General features: G+C 43.4%; 13 protein-coding genes. 4 read left to right on the forward strand and 9 right to left on the reverse strand.

Annotated elements, in window-relative coordinates; genetic code table 11:
• Positions 1 to 5 precede the first annotated feature (5 nt).
• Positions 6 to 1,406, forward strand: a complete 1,401-nt coding sequence (gene pdxR / locus SK066_RS11815) for a MocR-like pyridoxine biosynthesis transcription factor PdxR (protein WP_320541642.1) — start codon at positions 6 to 8, stop codon at positions 1,404 to 1,406.
• A gap of 107 nt (positions 1,407 to 1,513) precedes the next feature.
• On the opposite strand, the gene SK066_RS11820 is transcribed toward pdxR, so the two are convergent.
• The 3 genes from SK066_RS11820 to SK066_RS11830 form a co-directional block, all read right to left on the reverse strand.
• On the reverse strand, positions 1,514 to 2,350 hold the full coding sequence (locus tag SK066_RS11820) for a DMT family transporter (RefSeq protein ID WP_320541643.1): 837 nt from the start codon (positions 2,348 to 2,350) through the stop codon (positions 1,514 to 1,516).
• A gap of 47 nt (positions 2,351 to 2,397) precedes the next feature.
• The gene (locus tag SK066_RS11825; RefSeq protein ID WP_320541644.1) at positions 2,398 to 3,324 is read right to left on the reverse strand and encodes a hypothetical protein; all 927 of its coding nucleotides are present in this window, start codon (positions 3,322 to 3,324) and stop codon (positions 2,398 to 2,400) included.
• Between the two features lie 325 nt (positions 3,325 to 3,649).
• Positions 3,650 to 4,177 carry a DinB family protein gene (locus tag SK066_RS11830; protein WP_188774689.1) on the reverse strand — a complete coding sequence of 176 codons (528 nt, stop codon included), beginning with the start codon at positions 4,175 to 4,177 and terminating at the stop codon, positions 3,650 to 3,652.
• Between the two features lie 331 nt (positions 4,178 to 4,508).
• On the opposite strand from SK066_RS11830, the gene SK066_RS11835 reads away from it, so the two are divergent.
• Positions 4,509 to 5,861: a DJ-1/PfpI family protein gene (locus SK066_RS11835; protein WP_320541645.1), complete on the forward strand. Its 1,353-nt coding sequence runs from the start codon at positions 4,509 to 4,511 to the stop codon at positions 5,859 to 5,861.
• Between the two features lie 111 nt (positions 5,862 to 5,972).
• On the opposite strand, the gene SK066_RS23190 is transcribed toward SK066_RS11835, so the two are convergent.
• The gene (locus tag SK066_RS23190; protein ID WP_431522823.1) at positions 5,973 to 6,620 is read right to left on the reverse strand and encodes a GNAT family N-acetyltransferase; all 648 of its coding nucleotides are present in this window, start codon (positions 6,618 to 6,620) and stop codon (positions 5,973 to 5,975) included.
• Between the two features lie 282 nt (positions 6,621 to 6,902).
• Between SK066_RS23190 and SK066_RS11850 the strand changes: the two genes are divergently transcribed.
• On the forward strand, positions 6,903 to 7,340 hold the full coding sequence (locus SK066_RS11850) for an ankyrin repeat domain-containing protein (protein WP_320541646.1): 438 nt from the start codon (positions 6,903 to 6,905) through the stop codon (positions 7,338 to 7,340).
• A gap of 274 nt (positions 7,341 to 7,614) precedes the next feature.
• On the opposite strand, the gene SK066_RS11855 is transcribed toward SK066_RS11850, so the two are convergent.
• From SK066_RS11855 to SK066_RS11875, 5 genes are all read right to left on the reverse strand, one after another.
• Positions 7,615 to 8,469, reverse strand: a complete 855-nt coding sequence (locus tag SK066_RS11855; RefSeq protein ID WP_320541647.1) for an NAD-dependent epimerase/dehydratase family protein — start codon at positions 8,467 to 8,469, stop codon at positions 7,615 to 7,617.
• A gap of 442 nt (positions 8,470 to 8,911) precedes the next feature.
• Positions 8,912 to 13,615, reverse strand: coding sequence for an S-layer homology domain-containing protein (locus tag SK066_RS11860; RefSeq protein ID WP_320541648.1), 4,704 nt, complete (start codon positions 13,613 to 13,615; stop codon positions 8,912 to 8,914).
• Between the two features lie 141 nt (positions 13,616 to 13,756).
• Positions 13,757 to 14,848, reverse strand: a complete 1,092-nt coding sequence (locus SK066_RS11865) for a hypothetical protein (RefSeq protein WP_320541649.1) — start codon at positions 14,846 to 14,848, stop codon at positions 13,757 to 13,759.
• Between the two features lie 106 nt (positions 14,849 to 14,954).
• On the reverse strand, positions 14,955 to 15,623 hold the full coding sequence (locus SK066_RS11870; protein ID WP_320541650.1) for a sugar O-acetyltransferase: 669 nt from the start codon (positions 15,621 to 15,623) through the stop codon (positions 14,955 to 14,957).
• A 209-nt stretch (positions 15,624 to 15,832) separates the two neighbouring features.
• Entirely contained in the window at positions 15,833 to 16,588 is a 756-nt protein-coding gene (locus SK066_RS11875; RefSeq protein ID WP_320541651.1) for a pentapeptide repeat-containing protein, read from the reverse strand.
• Between the two features lie 355 nt (positions 16,589 to 16,943).
• On the opposite strand from SK066_RS11875, the gene SK066_RS11880 reads away from it, so the two are divergent.
• Entirely contained in the window at positions 16,944 to 17,705 is a 762-nt protein-coding gene (locus tag SK066_RS11880; RefSeq protein WP_320541652.1) for an AAA family ATPase, read from the forward strand.
• The last annotated feature ends 144 nt before the right edge of the window (positions 17,706 to 17,849 follow it).

The raw sequence follows: 17,849 nt of genomic DNA on the forward strand, positions 1-17,849 counted from the left end.
ACTCCATGCATTCCGAACAAAATGAAACGAAGACTCGGCAGGTCTATTCGTGGATCAGAGAGAGAATCATGCAGGGTATTTACAAAGCGGGCACCTCTCTTCCCTCTACGCGAGAATTAGCCAAGGAGCTTGCGGTCTCACGAGCCTTAATTGTAGAGGTGTACGAGCAATTAATAGCTGAAGGATTTCTGGAAGGCAAGCAAGGCTCAGGAACCTTTGTAAAGGATACAGGTGCAATGAGAACGTTGCAAACGATTCAGCTGCATTCGGAAGGAAAGCTGAATGAGAATAAGCACGTAACTCCCGCTCGTGAAGATCGCCTAGACGATATCGATTTTCGCCCTAGCTTTCCTGCGCTGGAATATGCGCCTTTGCAAAAGTGGAAAAGAGCTGAGCTCGACGTGTACCATGACCTGCCTGCATCGATGCTGGGATATCAGGAGGATCTAGCTGGTGATATAGGGCTGCGTCAGGCGATTTGTGATCATCTTCTTCATATCAAAGGTCTTCACTGTCTACCCGAGCAAATTATCATTACAGCGGGTGCAACTCAGGCGTTCTCAATACTTAGCAGGCTGTTATTAACGCCTGACAAAGCGATTGCGATCGAAGACCCAACCGCAACATTTATTCATAACATCTTTGCTAAAACGAAGGCGCAGGTGATCCCTGTATCTGTCGATCAGGACGGTCTATGTGTAGAGCAATTGCCTACCGATGTGAATCCCCAATGTATCTTTGTCACACCTTCTCATCAATTTCCGTTTGGCAGTATTTTATCGATCAGTAGACGGCTTCAATTGCTGGATTACGCTCGCAGCACGGGGGCTTATATTATAGAGGATGATTATGATAGCGAGTTCCGTTATGGAGGTATGCCTGTTCATACGCTGCGCGAGCTTGATAGCGAGCGTGTCGTCTATGTAGGGACATTTAGTAAGAACCTGTTCCCTGCCTTGCGAATCGGTTATATGATTGCTCCACAGCAACTGATCCAGCCGATTATACAGCTCAAGCGTACTGCTGATATGCACGGAGCGACATTGCCGCAATTGACCCTGGCTCGCTTTATGAACGAAGGACATTTGAAACGCCATATTTTACGAATGAAACGCATCTATCATAAACGCAGAACGCATCTGATTCACACGCTAAAAAACACCTTTGGAGACAAAGTCCAGATCACTGGTGACGCAGCAGGCTTGCATCTTATCGCAACCTGGTCAGGGCATCATGCTAACCTGTTAACCGCAATGGAGCTGGAGCAGCATCGTATCAAAATCTATCCTGCCGAACGCTATACGATTCGCAAGGATCAGTACAATAACAGCCTTATTATGGGCTTTGGCAATGTGAATGAAGCTAAAATGTCCGAAGGCATTCAGACGCTGGCGTCATTTATATAGCTTGGTGAGCCGCGCAGTTAAGTTACATCTACTCATTATAAATACTCATTATAGAAAAAGAGGAAGGGTCTATGTCCTTCCTCCTGTATCGCTTGAATAACTCCATATTAGATACTTACAATAATAACTCCGCATAGAATAATACCAATACCCATCCACTGTGTCTTGATCAGCTTTTCCTTCAAAATCCAGCCAGCCATCAATATTGTAATGACACTATACAAGGAAGTAAGGGCCGTCGTGCTTGTCGTATAATCTACCGCTTGTCCCTTATTAAATGAAAGCAGCGCTCCGGTATCGAGCAGTGCGGCTACAACCAGAATCATGCCAGTAGACAGGCTTATGCGTGGGAATTGAATTCCTTTCACACGTATCAGTAGAAGCGCACAGAAAAATTGTACGATCCGCGTAATCAGCACCGGAAGAATCACACCTAAATAGGGCGTAATGAAGCCGATTGCCCAGAAATAAATTCCCATACATATAGAGGCAATAACAGCTTCCGGTATGCCGGCTAATGTTACCTGTTGTCTATTGCTTTGAATCGATCTTGTTACGGTCAATACTCCTACGATCAACAGGACTACCCCGACAATGGAGTTGAAGGGTAAACGCTCACCGCCTGCAAAAGCAAGCATTGCAGTCACTACAGCAAATCCCGATCCAATCGGCGAAACGATGGACAATGTTCCCTTTTCAAAGGCTCGGTATAACAATAACGTACCTACAAAATTGACTACACTGATGCCGATCATGCTCATCCACACTAAGGGTAGAGCATCTGGCGTAGAAGTCGATTGGATAAGAATATACCCACCCAGCAAAAGTGAAGCGATGAACTGTATTCCAAGCAAAGCAGGCAAGGTTTGAAGCTTTCGCGTGGCCTGAGTAACTATAAAATCGGATAGTCCAAAGCAAAATGCTGCAATCAGACCAAATATCATAACATTGCTCCTCCAGAGTTCACTTTCTGTCTATGTATCCGAGTTGCTTATGCTTGATACTTATGCTCGAATACCTTCTTTTCCATAAGCTTATAGAATAGAACCAGACTAAACATAAATAGACTTGCACAAAACACAACAAGGGGGAAACGCTCCACCTGATCAATCGGAAAGATAAAGGTCAATAATGGTATAGCGTACAGCGCAGGAATCCGCATATGAAAAAGGCGTGATATCACGATAATGCTAAGCATATCGATCAACGTAGCTAACAGCTGCGAATCCAGCTCTAAGAGCATAGTCGTACCTATCGTTGCAGACAGCGTTAGTGTAAGAACCTGCTTACCTGCTATTTTGACCGAGTAGCTTTGCTTTTGAATTGATTCATACACCACGACAAAAAGAGGAGGAATCACCGCCAGCTGTTCATTTCCCATTATCCAGCAAATACCAAGCCAGCATAATGCAATGGCTAGAAAAATGATCATGTACTTATATTGGATCATCGAGCTTGCCGGGAGATTCTTATGAAGCTGGAGCACTACTACTACAGCCATCAGGATCAGTGTGAAACTCAGGACAATCCATACCAATCCCCCGTCCTCTGTATGTACAGCGAGTGGCAATAGTCCTGTAGCAATAGCGGGTGCAAAATTAGAACGTATCGCTCGTAGAAACAACATCATCGCGATTAGAGTAAGGATTACTTTAACCGTAAAAGCGATCTGGAACTGATTTATGATCAGACCCATCATAGCGGTAACCGTCGGTGCAATGAAGATTACAGACGGACGTCTGATCCATCCCGGCTCTCTATAGACCCACATCGCAATGGCCATCGCTGCAACCTCAGGTAAAATAATCTCTGAACGTTGCAAAAACTCAGCCAGCCCTACCATGAATAGAATGAATGTTATGGCTATAACGTAAGCTATCCTGCCGGGTTGATATGATTTAGAATCTACTGCATTCATATGCTCTCCTCTCATTCCAACGTCAAGCCTGTTATTGCTAGATCATAGCTAGGATGGATATCTAGTTTGAGTTTGTACAGCATGCTGTTACATTTATGCTAACATGAACATTTTGAATCGTTTAAGTACCACTAAGCGCCGTTTTCTTCATACCAATTTGCCGCTCTTTACTAGCAAGAGAATCCCTTTCCCCTCCTTACATCTGCTCCTCAGATTACAATCCACCTGCACACCAGCTATGACGAGATATAACGACATACTAAAAAGCCGCTACATCATAGCGGCTTGAATGTGAATATATGCTTATCGATCATTGCGAGCCTAGTTAACGCTTATTCAAAATCCCCAAATATGCAATCCAGGGGCCTACATCATCTCTGTACCTTTCCGACATCACCCTAACGATCTGTGCCATATGTGTAAAATCATGAACTACCCACGCCGATAAAAGTTCTCTTAGCTTCACGCTTCCGAACTCGGGATGTAAGCCGATCTTTTCTAAATCAGGGTTGGCTTGAATAAGATCTTTGAGGATAGAGATATTGCTCATTCTAATGCTTTTGAACTCTTGCAATGCTTCATCCACAGTACGCACTGAATTTCTTTTCAAATGCGAGAACCGATCGAATGCAGGAAATCGGCTCTCTTCCCCTTGCATCACAATAGCTTCTACTCTTGGAATCCAGTTATATTTCTCTGCTTCAATAAAATGTTCAACTACTTCGTATGCATTCCACGTGCCTTCACCCTCATTACTTTGTAGCCATGCCTCTGACAAGCCTGCTAAAAAAGATTCCAATGTTTGTGGCGTACGTTCCAAAATCTCAATAGCCTCTGGTAAACGAAAATTCATGTTAATGCACTCCTCTCCAATCAAATACATTTCATAAATCGATTAATTACACATTACTATCGCTTGTATAATATCTTCTTTGGCGTTTATCTGTGTTCCTCCTTTTCTCTCTCCTTATCAATACATGTCACATTATTGGAAAACATTTGGGATGCCAGGCAACAAGCATAGCTCTAATGGGTCTTGTACAAAAAACGAAATAGACCTAAGTCCAGTACCTCCTCCATCCGCAGTCAAGGTCTGTAATCCGTCCTTGGACAAGTGTATATTTTTTTCTCAATTGGTATATTTCTTGAGTGACATATTATCCAGTCGGAAGGGGAACAGGTCAGTGAACATTTTATTACGCATTGCCATGTATTTTTTAGTTGTTATTCTTATCGTAGGAGGAGCAGGGGCATTAGGCTTCGTATATACAACCAATGCAGAAATGTCTCGATATGATCACCGTCAGTCTCCACATCTGGAGCATGTAAGCATACCTGCATATGATCCAAGCAAGCCTACCATAGCTGTGTTATTAGCTAACGATGTAACCGAGGTTTTTGATTTTCTCGTTCCATACGAGATGTTTGCTCTCACAGACAAATATAACGTATTCAGTGTTGCACCAGATACGGAAATCAAGTCATTAACAGGTGGATTGGATGTCATTCCTCATTATTCCTTTGCAGAGCTGGATCAAAAGCTGGGCAAAAGTCCGGATATTATCGTAATCCCTTTTATGCCTATTCTAAATGAGCAGAGCTATGCTCCTGTTCGTGAATGGATTCGTAAGCATTCCAGTGAGAAAACGATTCTATTATCCATATGTAATGGCGCAGAGAATCTAGCGGATACTGGATTACTGGATGGGAAGCGTGCTGCGACACACTGGGGAGATATTCAGCGCTTGATCAAAACCTATCCTCAAATTCATTGGGTGCAGGATCAACGTTATGTGGCACAGGGGCATATCGTCTCTTCAGCTGGTCTTACATCTGGAATGGATGCGACGCTGTATGTTCTATCTCAGCAATTAGGGGAGACAGCAGCAAAACAGATAGCGAACGAGCTTCGCTACCCTTCTTACCATTATGTGAAGGAGCCAGCAATGCAGCCCTTCACCGCAGGGTTGAGTGATATTACATACATTCTGAATCAATCCTATCAATGGAATAAGACCAAAGCAGGCGTGCTGTTATATTCGGGTGCAGATGAATTAGACCTGGCGTCTGCCTTTGATACGTATGGAGCATCTGGAACCACAACGACCTTAACTATAGCGCGTGAGCATCAACCGATTGTGACCCGGCACGGGTTGAATTTGATAGCACGTTATAACATGAATACAGCTCCATCTTTATCCAGGATGATTGTTGTGGGCGCTGAAGCTGAGACTATGGCTGCTAAGGATGTGCAGCAATGGAAGCAATTGAATACGAAGACGGAATGGTTATGGCTGCACCAAAACATGTCGCAGAGATTTGCGATGGAGCCTGCCTTTGAAGATCTATCCAAACAGGAGGATATCATGACAGCTCGCTTCGCCGCCAAACGTCTCGAATACAGGGCGACAGATCATTTACAGCTAGAAGGAGCGCCGTTTTCCAAGGAGTCGTTTGGAATTCCGGTTATGCTTGTTGTACTTTCGCTATGTATAGGTTATTTTTTAGATCGCCGATTATTTAAAAAACGAAAGTAGCTCGGGAGTTCGTATTCATTTGATTTAAAAAGAGAATACTGATTATGTCGATATATCATCGGCTAGATGAATAAATACCCCTTGAGCCATGTCAGGGGGTATTTCTCTAGCTTATTGCTCGGCTTTACTATTTTCTAAATTGATTAGGTGATAATCCTGTTCGTGCTTTGAAAAATTTAGAGAAGTTAGCTGGATATTCAAATCCGAGCTTATAGGCAATATGAGCGATCGGTTCTGATTGAGCTCTTTTGTTCGTTCTACAGCATACAAAAGCAATTCCATATCGATATTCCTGAAATTTTTACTATCTTGATCAATCATTTGCATGCCAGTTCGAATCGCGACTTTTTGAGAAGAGATATTGATGTCCCTAATAATAGCGTACACCCAATCTGCGTTAAGAGCTGAGAACGCATACTCCTTGCAAGCTAGTGCCGATTCTATGGCATAGCCTTGATGCCAGTATGCTTTTTGAAATGAGAATCCGATCTCTAAAATGCCTTGCCCTCGCCATTGTTGCATCGTTAGACCGCACTGACCTATCATTTCGTTCGTTTCTTTACATATGACAGCCCACAATCCGAAACCATAGTCTTCATATCGTTTGAGGTTTCGATTAAGCCATTGCTGTGCTTCTTCCACAGTAAATGCATGTCCATAAGCAATCTGCATGACCTCTTCATCGCATAATATTGTACATAAGGCATCCAAGTCGGACTGTACCATCTCTCTAATAAAAAGTCGCTTAGTTTCTAGCAATGATCATCCCTACCTTTGCTATTCGATACAAAATAATACGATTACTCGGTGACCATCCTACTGTTCAATTCTATTCACGCTGTTTTAAGTCTATTTTATACTAATCTTGATGTGGCTACGAAGAGAAACATTGTCTCTACTTGGACTGGAGAGTCAGCTATACTAGCTAGTTACAGTGTTCTACTTTTGCTTGTATGGATTTTTCCAATTACATTTCATATGATAGATTAGATGGTATACATGATTTTGTACATAGATTCAATATGAATAGGAGGCTGCTACATGAGTGAATCTGAATATAATATTTATAGAGCAATAGCTGCTGGAGATATCGCCTTTGTAACAGCGTATCTCTCAAACGGTGGCGATCCTAACTTATTCGAACAGTCCAGTTGGACACTTTTGATGTTTGCTGTTGAATACGAGAATATAGAAATAATAGACCTGTTGCTTGCAAACGGAGCAGATATTAATTACACCTATAACGGCGGTTGGACTGCTCTACACCAGGCGGTAGATTTATCTATCGATGGAACCATGCAAACAGGCGGTTCTCCTGATGATGAACCTGTAGATATGATCAAGCACCTATTAGATCGCGGAGCAGATGTGCATGCTACAGATTCAAAAGGAGAATCCCCGATTGATATAGCAAAGAGTTATGGATCTGCAAAAATCGTCGGATTTTTAACTGAATATGTGCTAGTTCAGACTGAGTAGTTATCCTCTATCTATGAAGACAACCGTACACATAAAAAAGCAATTCGTAGTGAATACGAATTGCTTTTTTGAATAGGCTTCGAGAACCCTTTATATTTAATTGTAATGTTCATTTGTATGCTTGAATTTACTATAGGCTTGAGCCCGCCACGTACTGGGAAAGATACTGTATTTGAATATGCAATTTTTTGCGCCTTGTTGAAATCAGGTGTTAGTTCCGGCATACGTTTATTATCCTTTATCCTAATTAAATGCAAAGCGTATTCTACCTAGCTTATCCCAGGCAATCAAAAAAACCTGTTCTCCAAGTCGCATATTGAGGCGACCATCCGCATTCCTGTTTAACCTTATGATTCGATGCGCCTCTTTCCCAACCGTTTGCTCCAGATTGCAGATCGGGTGCAGGCGCACCTAGAGCCTGAGCATAGACTGGTAACCATTCAGTCCCTTTTGCCGGCTCATCATCAACGATATTGTACGTACCCGTTTGCCAGTCTAATGCCAGCAAAGCAGCCCTTGCAGCATCCTCCACATGGAGGAAAGAAGAGACTCCGTCTGTTGCAGCCATCTCCTTATGGCGTACCTTCTCTGCTATATCTCCATGTTCAGCATACCAGGTTGCCGGGCCATACAGCGTACCATATCGCAAAATGACATGCTCCGGTATTTCCTGAACTGCTTGCTCCAGTGCTAAAACTCCGTTAATCGTCGTACTTCTTGGCATTGCTGCATGTAGGTCCAGTGCTGTATCTTCTGTCGCAGGAGTTGTGCCCGGTTCATATACCCATGAAATGCTCTGCGCGATCATCTTCTGAACATTCGCTTGCTTGGCTGCATCGACTAGATTGCGAGTTCCTTCGATACGTATTTTTGCATTTTCTGCCGAGCTACCGCCGCTCAATGAAGTTAGCTGATGAATAACCACATCCGGTTGAACATCGCTTAGCACATCCATCATTTGCTCCCGATCAAAAACATCTGCAAGGACAGCTCTAGCTCCTGCTTGCTCGATAGATGACTTTTGCTCTTCTTTTCTCGTCATTCCGATCACTTCATGCCCTGCCTCGATCAGCTGTGGAAGTAGTAATTTGCCGATAACGCCACTTGCACCTGCAACAAAAATTTTCATACGTGTATTCCTCCAACATATCGAGATATTATTTTTAAATACGCTGTATAGCTCACATGATTTAGAATAGCATGAGATATTGGTTGGTATAAGTTCCAATTTTAATGCATTTTGATCATACCAATTTAGCGTGAAGACTTTCAAAGCAGTAAGAGTTAGCAGAAAGACTATGCGATGTAATGAAGGTAGATGATAATACAGCCTTATAATAAACTACAGCCTAAAAACTATAACTGTCTAAAAATTACAACTTAGCTTAGAAATCACATGCCAACTTAGAAAAGTCGTAAACTCGATCAATTAATCAACTGGTAGATCAACGCGTAGCTCTAGACATTAGTTAGCCCGGATATCCATAGACTATATAACAGCAATGTATTTAAAATAGTACATAAAAAAAAGAACATCACAGCTAGCGATGCTCCTTCAAGTTCTGCCATATTCAATTGCTGAACATCCGATACAAAATAGTCGCTACTTCCTCACGTGTAATCTTCTTGTTTGGTTCGAACTTTCCATTATCATACCCAATAAAATAGGATGTGCTAGCAATCTCATCCTTTGCCCAGGCTGGAATAGCTGTATCATCTGTAAAGGAATGCTTAGCGTTATGAATTGCATTATTCTCTATAGGTAGTCTACCGATGATCTTAGCTGCTTCTGCGCGGCTTAAAATCTGATTAGGCTTGAACGTTTGATCTGGATAACCGTGAATGATATCAGCGCCTGCTGCACGCTTAATCGCATCCGCATACCAATCGTCTGGAGAAATATCAGTAAAGCTGTTCTCGCTTTTGGTGTCCTTTAAGAGACCTACTTTATCAAGCATAACGATAAACTCCGCTCTCGTTATCGCCGATTTGGGGCGGAAAGTACCATCCGTATATCCATCAATAATTCCTTTTCCAGCAAGCATATATACGGCATCCTTCGAGTACCGATCATCGATATCATGAAATACAATACGGTTCTCCACCTTTGCTGGCAATAGATCGGTATGCTGCACTGTAGGTGCTGGCGATGAATCACCATGGGGCGCGATAAGCTGCGTAATATCGGGTAGATGATTCGAGCTCTTTTGATCCGTACGTATAACGATGAACCTTGCAGTGCTAGGTCCGCCTGCACTGAGAGTGTGAACCCATATTTTATAGCTTGTATCTGCGGAAAGATTGTCTATTGGGATATGCCCTGCTTTGCCGCTGTAGACCTCCTTCATCTCCCCTGTAGAAAGCTGTAGTCGGACGATCACTTTAGCATTGGCTTCTACATCATTCACATTCAGATCGATAGAACGAGTACTCTTGTTCATCACGTCAAATGTAAAGCCATTCGCTGGCAACGTAGTAAAGGACACAGGGTACGATTTACTCATTTCTGACATTGCATTTACCGCACGAATCCGATATTGGCTGTATTCGGTCGCGGATTGTAAGTGATCTATACGATAACTCGTGTCATTGGTCTCGGCGATCAGCTTATCATTGAGATAAATATAATATGCGGTAGCACCCTGAAAAGAATTAAAGGCTAGCGTAACGCCATCACTACTCATTTCTCTGACCTGCACAGGCTCACTCATCATCGGAAGGGGTACACCCATGCTACTCACTTCAGCTGCATGCAAGCTTTTCCCAGCAATGCCTTCTGCCCATACTCGATACGTACCTAATGTATTAGGTGCAATCGCTTCTGTAGTCCAATAATTATGATCTACTGTGATCAATCCTTGGCTTGTCTCTACCCAGTAACGTACAGCGCCTTTGACCTCATCCCATTGTAATCTTGTTTCCAATTCGGATGAGGTGGCGCGGAGATTGGTAACAGCGTTTGGTAGTGTATGCAGTGTAACGGCAAGTGGCTTGGAAGCGCCGGATGAATTATAAGCAATCAATTCACCAGTTATCGACTCCCCTGCGTGTAAGCCTGTCACTTGAATGGAAGCATGGGCAGCTACAGACTGGAAGACCCTTCCCTTATACTGAAACTCATATCGATCTGCAGCCTGGTTATCCAGCTGGATCGTGACCCGATCTTCTTGAGGTAATAATGCGGTAAACCGTGGCTGCACAGGTAGCGTTGCTTTTGTAATATGTGCAGCTGCTCCTGTTCCACTTGCATTTACAGCTAATACATCCAGGTGATAGTCAGCTCCAGCTTCAAGATCAGACAGGTCTACTCTTGTTCCTGTTTGTCTACCGATATAAGCACCATTGAGATATACATGATACGCCGCTGCTCCTCGGATGGGCTGCCAATCATATACTAAGCTATGATCTGTCACCTCAGACACACGAATGTCTGGCATAGCAGGTAACGTCCATACCGAGACATTACGCCATAGGCTATAGCCAGCTGCATTGGCGGCTGCAATACGGTAATGATATTCGGTTCCACTTTGTAGACCTGAATCATGGAAGCCGATCATATCAGGTGTATAGGTTGCTGCTGTAACGGAGGTGTACGTATCGCCAATGACGGTACCTTCTGCACCGATTCGAATCCCATCTTTTCGATCGTCGCGGTACAGATCATAATAAACATCCCCGGTGACACTTTGCCAGCCTAATTGTAGGGCATCGGTTTCTACATTGACTATATGTAAACCCGAGAGTGTCGGCAAGGCTTGGAAATTACGAATGCCGCTTAATCCTTCACCGGCGCTATTCAGACCATGCACCCGTAGAGAGTAATGAGCATTCGGAATAACGTTAAACGTTTGTGTCGTACCCTGACTTTCCATTGTAGTTACCTTGATCTCTTGCTCGTCATATAGCTCCCATACATACCGATCTACTCCATGGATTTCATATACCGAAGCAGTCACGGTATTCTCTGTTCCTTCTACAGGTAGAATCGTAGCAATCCTAGCTGCTTCAGGACGAGTAGTTGCCTGTATTATGGTACGACTGGCTTTCCCAGAAGGATTATAGGGTTCTACGGATACCGAGTATGCAGTTCCCGAAGTGAGATTAGAAATCGTCAATGTATCCGATCCAGGTAAGAAGACGTTTCGGCGCATAAATACATCATTGATATAAACACGATAAGACACATCGGCTAAGCGTTCTCGTAGCTTAATAGTTAAGCTATGCGGGTCTGGAGAAGTAATCTCTATATCTTCCACAGGAACTGCATCCGGTAATGGTAAATATGTAAATGAACCTAATCGCTCTAGCGTTTGATTTCCAGCTCTATCCTGTGCTTTTACATATATCCACCAGCTACCTAGCTGATCGATACTCACATTAAAATTAGGCTCGACATCCTTCCATGCTATAACGCTGGAATCAGGCATGTCTGGATTGGGAGATAGGTAATATTGAACGTTAAGCTTGGCTGGATAATCATCCGATACGTTAATAGGGATCGAAAATGGTTTTGCATAATAGCTATTCGCATATGCCGGATCAGCTGGTGTAGTGATTGTCGGCGGCGTGATATCGATATTGTTGATCTCAATTGTGCTTTGCGTGCTATTGCCCATATAATCTGTTGCTTTGAAGGTATAAGAGCCATTAGTCGCTGCAATAAACGAGGCAGTGTCCGAGCGCACAACCTTACCGTCCGGCAATGTAATCGAATCGATCCATGTCGTTGCATCCAATCCATGGACAGAAATCACTGTACCCGACCTCGTTGGATTAGAATCTGGTTGAGAGAGTAGTAGCTTAGGAGCATCACTGTCTAGTAGCTCGCTCGTCTGAGTCGGTGAAATATTCCCTGCCTGATCTACAGCTGCCACATGCAGATAACGATCTCCTGATGCAGGCGTGATAGCCATTGAGGTGCTGGATGTCGAAATGTCTCCCGATATGATCTGGCTGTCCGGGTTGGCATCGAGCTTTACAATATATCCTTTAATACCAGACGTAACAGCAACTACCTTAGAATCCTGAATCGCACCTACTGTTCCATTCCGCAATTGCCCCTGAATTTTATAAGTATATTCTGTACCGATATCACTTGCAGGTGTCCAATTAGCCATAATTTGTTTACTATTACGAGCAAATGAATAGCCGAGATTCGTAACCGGATTAGGGATTGCCTGATCTGTAGCTTCACTATCGGTAAAGGAAGATTCAAAACCTGAATAAACCTGTTTCCCATCGCGATAGATATTGGCTCTTTCCGCATAGCCAAATTTCAAATTATCAATGTAGACTGATCCATCTGTCTTCCACTGCATGGATGGAAAAACGCCGTATTTCATCAGATTGTAATACGTTAATTGAGAAACTTGTGTATTCATGGAATAGGTTCTCCACGTACGGTCAGACGGAATAGTGCGCTCCGGGAATACAAATGCGCCCTGATTATGAGATAGCACACGTTCGCCAACTCCGAATGCTTCAACTTTTGGGGTGACTGTCTGCCCGTTCGGCCATGCTACACTCCACGGTTGAGATTGACCCGGTACGCGTGTAAAGGCTTGATTTGTTTGCGACCATTGATATTGAAGCAATCCATACGTATAATCCTGTGCTCTGGACGAGACAACAGTACGAACTTGACCATCTGGCAAATAAGCGATACCGCTGGTTGTTTTTATACGAAAGGTTTGCGGTGCATTATTCCAATTCACAGCTTCTGCGTATAGTATATTTTGCCCGTGATCATCCATCATATCAAATCCGCGATCATACCAGCCTGTACCCGCCGCAAACTGCATCCAGTTCGTTCCTTTTGTACTCAAAGCATCAAATTGAACGCTGATCAGCGCGTCATCAGGTAAGCTTCTTCCACGTAATGAAAAACGGGATGTGATTGCCTTGGTATCTGGATAGTCATACAGATTGCCCTGACTATTTGTGATCGTATCCTGTAGCGAAGCGACTCGACCACTACCGATAGGATTGGTTACAATAGACTGATTACCATTACCACGCCAGTAAAAATCCGGTGTTTCCTCACCTGATTCAAATCCCGTCGAAGTCAGAACATCTTCGCCAACCATCGGTACGGAAAATTCCAAATAAGCTGCATTTCCTTGGTTCGTGATTTTCGTAATATTCGCCTTTACTTCAGTCGCCGCCGAAGCGACCGGACCAAATGCCGACACCAGAATTAGTGAGCACAACGAGGTTTGGAATAACCTGGGTACAAATAAACTTTTCTTGTATTGAATCGTAGCTTCTTGCTTCATTCCGCTCTCCTCCACATAACAAAAAAGCACCTCGCACGAATAGTATATAAACTATCCAAGTGCGAGGTGCTTCCTCGTTCATCATTTAATTACACACATCATACTTTATTTTCCGAAAAAAGAACAGCTAAAATTTAATCGCTAGATCATCCTTTCAATCTCATTATGAACCGCCAGCTCCATAGTAGACCTCAAATGATAAAATCGCTCCATGAGTCGATGGTGTATGCCTAGCGTATTGCCAATCACGCCTAATATAGAATCATCCACATGTGGTGTACTCCATGCAAACAATTGCTGATACAGATCAATCATCGATTCGCGATTAGGCGTAACATATCGAAGTGGGTGCGGTACATGCTCTAATTGGAGCTGAAGCAAGCTGTGCAATACGTCAAAGCAATGCTCTGCCGATCGTTTGGATGGATCTGAGGCATCGGCAGCTTGCCCTCCGTTCCGTACAATACGTTCCTGATCGTCACCGTCTACCTTATCTTTCAGACCAAACGCATGCTTCAAATCCTGAATGAGCTCTGCAAAAGTTAATTCAACAAGCGGCATAGACATATACGCCCACCAGTGTCCACCAGTTCCATTACTGTACAGCTCCCAATCCGTATCCCATAGAATCTGCTTGATCTGATCCTTTTGTGCAGGTCCATACATCGCAATGCCCAGTACCAAGCCACCATTGCAATCGATCGAAGCTTGCTTGCCCCATGCTAACAGCTTTGGAACCATGTACTCCGCCGATGCCCATTTTACGGACAGAGTGGGCAGTAGCTCAGGAAATAGAGCCTGTCCATACATCTGATCAAATAATTCGATTAGTCGACTATAGTGATGATCATAAGGCATGTGCAGTAGTGCCAGACAAGCATCGTGATCGTTAGATAATACGCAATCCACTATATATTCCGATGGCAGCGGATACCCCATATATGCAAGAATATGAAGCATACCATCAGGCGCCTTCTCTTTTAACTTGCCCTGCTCAAAGCAATATGTGTATAACTCCGCTGCCAGTTCCATATCTCCACAGCGCATAACGACCTGAAGGATTGGAGTATACTGCCAGTCCTCTGAATGCTTCATATACCACTCCAGCAAGATCTTCGCATCCTCAGCATCGCCAGATGACGCAATCACATCGCAATAGGATTGAATGATACTACTATCCAAAGGAACCTCTGAGCGAAATAGCTCGATTAACCGCTTCGTAGGCTCAATCATCGTATAGCTCCCATGATGCTCTGAAGCGTCACAACATTACTATGAACTGCCATAAGGTATACTCCATCATTCAGCTTTTCTTTTATTACAAACATCTGTCTTCCCATTACTCTTCCTCTTTCTTATCATCTGCGTGATGCGAAATTACATTGCAATCTGCCATAACCTCTGGCTTATAGCGCATACTGTCCTCTTCCGTAATTGGACGAATCACTTTGCAAGGCACTCCTGCTGCTAGAGAATGAGCAGGAATATCCCGAGTGACAACACTGCCTGCTCCAATGACGCAGCCATCTCCAATCGTAACTCCACCACAAATCGTGACATTGGCTGAAATCCAGACATCATTGCCAATCGTAACAGGCTTAGCATAACAAAGGGACTTCTCTTCTCCATTTTGATCCAGCATTCTTCTACGTTCAGATGCAATCAGTGGGTGAGTCGGTGTAACAATCGTCACATTAGGCCCAAAGCTCGTATAGTCGCCAATCGTTACAAGCGCATCGTCCTGTATCGTTAAGTTATAATTAGCAAAGAAGTTTCGTCCGATACGAGTATGTACACCATAATGAAAAAACACAGGCCCCTGTATAAAGCTAGCTTCGCCTATATGACCGAGTGCCTCCTGCAAAATACGTTCCCGATCTTCAACCTCGTCTTCAAACGTCTGGCTATATTGTTGACTTAGCTTGTGCGCCTTACGTTTCAAGGCTTTTAAATCAGGATGTGCAGGACTGAATAGAATACCTTGCATGATGCGTTCTTCTTCCTTCATCGATGTTGCCTCCCTGGCTATCTGTTATCGTTACTATTGCATTAAAGCCATACTACATACAATATCCTTCCAAGCCAGCTCCAATTACTTAAAGCCCACTAACTAATAACTACGTGCACGGAAATAGATTACCTTCAGATTAATATCGACATGAAGCAATCGCATCATCTCCTTCATGGACAGAATGAGAAATGGATGTACAGGAATCTTTACTTCCAATGCTCTGGACGATTGAGCGCTTCTGGCAGCCTCGTATCTGCATTACCTTTAGCAGAACTGATCTGAAACTGAGTTAAAAATAAGCTTTGTGACAGATCAGCACCATTTAAGTTGGCATCCCGCAAATCGGCGCCGATCAGATCAGCTCCACTAAGATCAACATCCTCCAGGTTCGCCGCAATCAGAAGCGCTCCTCTCAGGTAAGCTCCTTGCAGCTCCATTTTCCGTAGATCCGCCGCGACCAGATCGGCTCCACGACCAATGCGTTTCTGGCGTGTAGCTTGTGAGCGCTGCTTTGGACTTTGCTTATGCTTACGGCGCGCCTCAGCACGTACTAGCTCACTCGTTCGAAGGAGCAATACGTCTACTTTCTCTCTATGCTCCATTGTATTGATTTGTATCATTTCTTCCGGGCGTAAGAGCGTATATTGTTCTGTCTGATCAAGCAGTGCCTGTAGCTCGCGCCGAATCGATACAGCTGCTGGCTGATGTAACGCATCTGTCAGATGCCACAACAATTCATGAAGCTGTAGCATAATGAGAAACACCTTGAACATGGTATCTGCCTGTTCCGGTATTGCCTTCCAATCCATTCCGCGATAAGTGATCTGCGATACTTTTTGACCTGCTCCAAAGCAATCGAATGAAATGCAGCCTTTTAACCCTCGTTGATGGAGAGATTCATGGATGGAACAGCGACAATCGGATTGTAGATATTTGCAGGGCTGTCCAGCTGCTTTATCCATCGGGAAGCCCTCGGAGATAGAGAAGTTTAACGCAACACAGCATAAGCCAAAGCATTGTGCGCAGTCTGCCTTAAGATGTGCTCTATTATCATTTTCGGTAGTATCCATACTTGAAATAGCCAACCTGTTCACCTCAGTTATGTATAGTTCGATGTACGTCTAATAGTTTGTAAATGTTTACATTTATTGTAGGCATCATCATCCTATTTGTCCATGTATCATAGGTATAGCTTACATTACAATTTTTTGCTATGTAGATGATACAATAGTAGTATCTCTTATCAATGACATTACTTTAGATAAAGTACATACATAGAAGTGTTCATCCATTCTATACGATTGGGAGGAATTGAGCATGAGTCTGTCATCTTCTTATCTACGGCAAATTAAACTAAATAGGCAACGAATAACTACATTGGAGAAGTATCCGTTTAATCTTCCTATTATACAGCATCTTGATCAATTGGATTTTCATCCGAAGGTAACCTATATTGTGGGTGAAAATGGAATGGGCAAATCGACCTTGATGGAGTCTATTGCTGTATCGTGGGGATTTAATCCAGAAGGTGGAACAATCAATTTTTCATTTTCTACGCGTGCGACTCACTCTGAGTTGTTTGAATACATTCAATTAATTCGCGGTACTCGGCGTCCTAAAGATGGTTTCTTTTTCAGAGCAGAAAGCTACTACAATCTCGCTTCAACAATCGACGAGCTGGATCTTCAAGTATCCTTTCAGCCTCCAATCAGTGCATCCTACGGTGGGCGCTCCCTGCATGAGCAATCACATGGTGAATCCTTTTTCTCTACATTTATGCATCGGTTTGGCGGAAATGGGCTATACCTGCTGGATGAGCCAGAGGCAGCTCTGTCGCCACTACGTCAAATGTCTATGCTGGCGCGGATTCACGAGCTTGTTCAGAAACGATCACAATTTGTGATCGCTACTCATTCTCCAATTTTAATGGCTTATCCGGATGCAATCATCTTTAATTTGACGGCTGAAGGTATTGAAGTACAGACGTTAGAAGAAACGGATCATTTTCTCATTATGAAGGAATTTCTTAATAATAAGGATAAAATGCTAAAGCAGCTATTCGATGAGACGAACGACTAACTATAATCAGACTCTACTTTTCTGTATTAGTATATTCGTGTGCTGAGTACACGTTAAAATAAGACGTAAAATGAACTGGAGCCTACGAAACAAAATACCAGGCAAGGCGTGATAGAATTAACATGTATCACATCTTGCCTGGTT

The sequence above is a fragment of the Paenibacillus hunanensis genome, assembly GCF_034055775.1.
Classification (GTDB): domain Bacteria; phylum Bacillota; class Bacilli; order Paenibacillales; family Paenibacillaceae; genus Saccharibacillus; species Saccharibacillus hunanensis.

Coding starts and splice junctions, on each gene's coding strand:
- SK066_RS11870 (WP_320541650.1), bottom strand. CDS start 15,623: ATGAAGGAAGAAGAACGCATCATGCAAGGTATTCTATTCAGTCCTGCA.
- SK066_RS11875 (WP_320541651.1), bottom strand. CDS start 16,588: ATGGATAAAGCAGCTGGACAGCCCTGCAAATATCTACAATCCGATTGT.
- SK066_RS11825 (WP_320541644.1), bottom strand. CDS start 3,324: ATGAATGCAGTAGATTCTAAATCATATCAACCCGGCAGGATAGCTTAC.
- SK066_RS11880 (WP_320541652.1), top strand. CDS start 16,944: ATGAGTCTGTCATCTTCTTATCTACGGCAAATTAAACTAAATAGGCAA.
- SK066_RS11855 (WP_320541647.1), bottom strand. CDS start 8,469: ATGAAAATTTTTGTTGCAGGTGCAAGTGGCGTTATCGGCAAATTACTA.
- SK066_RS11850 (WP_320541646.1), top strand. CDS start 6,903: ATGAGTGAATCTGAATATAATATTTATAGAGCAATAGCTGCTGGAGAT.
- SK066_RS11860 (WP_320541648.1), bottom strand. CDS start 13,615: ATGAAGCAAGAAGCTACGATTCAATACAAGAAAAGTTTATTTGTACCC.
- pdxR (WP_320541642.1), top strand. CDS start 6: ATGCATTCCGAACAAAATGAAACGAAGACTCGGCAGGTCTATTCGTGG.
- SK066_RS11865 (WP_320541649.1), bottom strand. CDS start 14,848: ATGATTGAGCCTACGAAGCGGTTAATCGAGCTATTTCGCTCAGAGGTT.
- SK066_RS11830 (WP_188774689.1), bottom strand. CDS start 4,177: ATGAATTTTCGTTTACCAGAGGCTATTGAGATTTTGGAACGTACGCCA.
- SK066_RS11820 (WP_320541643.1), bottom strand. CDS start 2,350: ATGATATTTGGTCTGATTGCAGCATTTTGCTTTGGACTATCCGATTTT.